Here is a 2744-nt window from a genome sequence, read left to right as displayed (position 1 = left end):
TTCCTCTTTCGCATAAAAAAAGTCTATTTTCGTTTATGGCGTCCGAGCATTTGTCGGCAAATCGAATTCTTTTGAAACGGTTAATGTCAATTAATTTTTAATATAAAAATATCTAATTTTTTTAAATATTAGTATTTACTTTTTTTTAGAAATATTATAATATATCGTCTATAAAATAAAAGTTTTTATTATGTCTTAGTTTATTGGGATGATAACGGATTAAAGATATAATAAAAAAAGCTTTGAAAATTTAATTTTTTTAGACTATTCATGGAGGGTAGTAATCATGATTATCAACAATAATGTTTCGGCATTAAATGCGAACAGGCAATTGAACTTAACTGGAAGTTCAATGACAAAAACAATCGAATCGCTTTCAAGCGGTCAGAGAATTAACAGAGCGGGAGACGATGCTTCTGGATTAGCGGTTTCGGAAAAAATGCGTTCTCAATATCGTGGACTTCAACAAGCCACGAGAAACGCTCAAAGCGGTATTTCTTTCATTCAAACTACGGAAGGTTATTTAAATGAAACGACCAATATCATGCAAAGAATGAGAGAATTGGCAATTCAAGCGGCTAACGGAATATATTCCGACAGCGACAGAGCTTTGATTCAAGTGGAAGTAAACCAATTGGTAGAAGAAGTTGACAGAATCGCTTCTCAAGCGGAATTCAACAAAATGAATATGTTGACTGGAAGATTCTCTTCTGACGGACAAACTCCTATCACTTTTCACATCGGCGCTAATATGGACCAAAGAGTGTCCGTAAATATAGGCGCTATGACAGCCGCTAATCTTCAAGTTGGAGGCGAAACTCCTATTTCTATTTCTTCCGTTGAAACTGCAAACCAATCTCTTGGAAGAATTGACGAAGGAATTCAAATGGTAGTCGCTCAAAGAGCTGAATTAGGCGCTGTTCAAAACAGAATGGAATCAATGGTTAAAAGCTTAATGATTGCCACTGAAAACACGATTGCAAGCGAAAGCGTTATAAGAGACGCCGATATGGCTGAAGAAATGGTAGCCTACACTCGCGAACAAATTCTTCAACAAACTGGCGCCGCTATGCTCGCAAACGCTAATATGAGAAGCCAAGCTATAATGAGAATAATAGGTTAATTTATTAAAATTTATTAAATAAAAACGACTTATTACAAATATTAAAAAGCTAACAAAAAGCCTTTGGAAATTTAAATATTTCTAAAGGCTTTTATTTTTATCAAATATTTTTTAATTTTTTTATTGAAATAGTTTATTGAAATAATTTTTATAATTAATCGAAATCTATTTTTTGCGAACTCTCTACAAAATCTCTATTTAAGAAAAATAAAGTTATAATTACTTTGAAATATGCGTCAAATAAATATAATAATCCCATTGATAAAAAATAATATAATAAACCTTCTCTCGTTTCTTTTGGGGCGGAAGGAAAAGAAATTAAAAAGACATTTTTGAAAAACACTATAAATAAAAGAATAAATAAAGCCTTAAAAAATTTCGGTTTAATCAAACTTGAAGAATATTTTATGGCGTCAATTCCCCAAGTATGCCTTAAAGCGCAAATATTACTTGTAAACATAAATAAAACAACGAAAACAATTCCAGGAACTATAAAGAAAGCTAGTCCGAAAAAAATTATTATCATATATAAAAACGATGTTATAAGAAGCTGAAAAATAATCGTAAAACTTTTTTTTATCGACCAAAAAGCCGTTCTTATTTTTTTATAAACCATCGCCTCGACAATAAAAGAAATCGAAGCGAGCGAAATTATATCCAAAAACCAAGACAAAAAAGCGTTTAAGTAAAATCCAAAATTGACTTCGTTTTTAAACCAATTTATAAAATCTTCGGTAGTTTGAACTTTTAGCGGGTCGAAAATCGATGCAGGAAAATAAACCGTGGCAAGAATAATAGGAATTCCGCAAATCATACTAATCAAAAAAAAGTTAAAAAAATTCTGCCTAAATATATAAAAAGATAATGTAAATAAATCCAAAATATCCAAATCTTTCTTTTCCAAATCTTTTCTAAAAGAGAGCATAATTTTTCCTAATTTTTGACTATTAATAAATATGTATTTTAATATATAATTTTATAAATTACAAATAAATTAAGCGTTTATTTTAAATATTGAATTTTATTTTTTAAGTGTTAAAATTATAAATAAGTTAGAGGTGCAAAATTATGGATTTAACTATAGAAGATTTGAAATGTCAAACGGCTTTAAATTACGATAAAGAATTATGCCATTGTAAAAAAGTGTCTTACAGAACGATTTATAAAGAAATAATAGAAAATAAATTATCGACAGTCGAAAGCATTGCCAAAAAAACGGGCGCGTCCACAGGTTGCGGCGGATGCGTAAACAGAATAGAAAGCTTGATAGAATACGTCAAAAAGAATAATTACGAGCCTTTGCCATGATTTTATATTTTTAATTAGCGGTAAATTTAAAGATTCAAAAGACAAATATTTAGAAAATCCAATAAAGGAGATTATGAGATATTTTCAAAATAGAAAAAATGATTACTTATCAAATATATAAAATTTATAAATTCTCAATTTCTTCGATACTTAATCCCGTAGCTTTACTTATGGAAGCATCGTCCATATTCATTTGTTTTAAAGTTTTGGCTATTGAAATTTGCCCTTCTTTTAAACCTTCGAGTTTTCCTTTTTTAATTCCTTCTTTTATACCTTCTCGTCTTTTATCTTCAAGCGATATTTGTTTATCGTA

The 2744-nt window shown here is 29.5% G+C and carries 3 protein-coding genes and 1 pseudogene; 2 read left to right on the top strand and 2 right to left on the bottom strand.

What is annotated here, in order from left to right; genetic code table 11:
• Positions 1-286: 286 nt before the first annotated feature.
• Positions 287-1123 carry a flagellin N-terminal helical domain-containing protein gene (locus EZH24_RS09870; RefSeq protein ID WP_137998982.1) on the top strand — a complete coding sequence of 279 codons (837 nt, stop codon included), beginning with the start codon at positions 287-289 and terminating at the stop codon, positions 1121-1123.
• A 154-nt stretch (positions 1124-1277) separates the two neighbouring features.
• Here EZH24_RS09870 and EZH24_RS09865 read toward each other — a convergent pair whose 3' ends face one another.
• On the bottom strand, positions 1278-2048 hold the full coding sequence (locus EZH24_RS09865) for a hypothetical protein (protein ID WP_137998981.1): 771 nt from the start codon (positions 2046-2048) through the stop codon (positions 1278-1280).
• 143 nt (positions 2049-2191) lie between these two features.
• Between EZH24_RS09865 and EZH24_RS09860 the strand changes: the two genes are divergently transcribed.
• Entirely contained in the window at positions 2192-2431 is a 240-nt protein-coding gene (locus tag EZH24_RS09860; RefSeq protein ID WP_137998980.1) for a (2Fe-2S)-binding protein, read from the top strand.
• Positions 2432-2555: 124 nt separating this feature from the next.
• Here the strand turns inward: EZH24_RS09860 and EZH24_RS14165 are convergent.
• Positions 2556-2744, bottom strand: a pseudogene (locus tag EZH24_RS14165) (Rpn family recombination-promoting nuclease/putative transposase); the annotation flags it as partial.

Origin of the sequence: Brachyspira catarrhinii (assembly GCF_005518285.1) — a bacterium.
Classification (GTDB): Bacteria; Spirochaetota; Brachyspiria; order Brachyspirales; family Brachyspiraceae; genus Brachyspira; species Brachyspira catarrhinii.
This window is presented reverse-complemented; position numbering and strand designations above follow the sequence as displayed.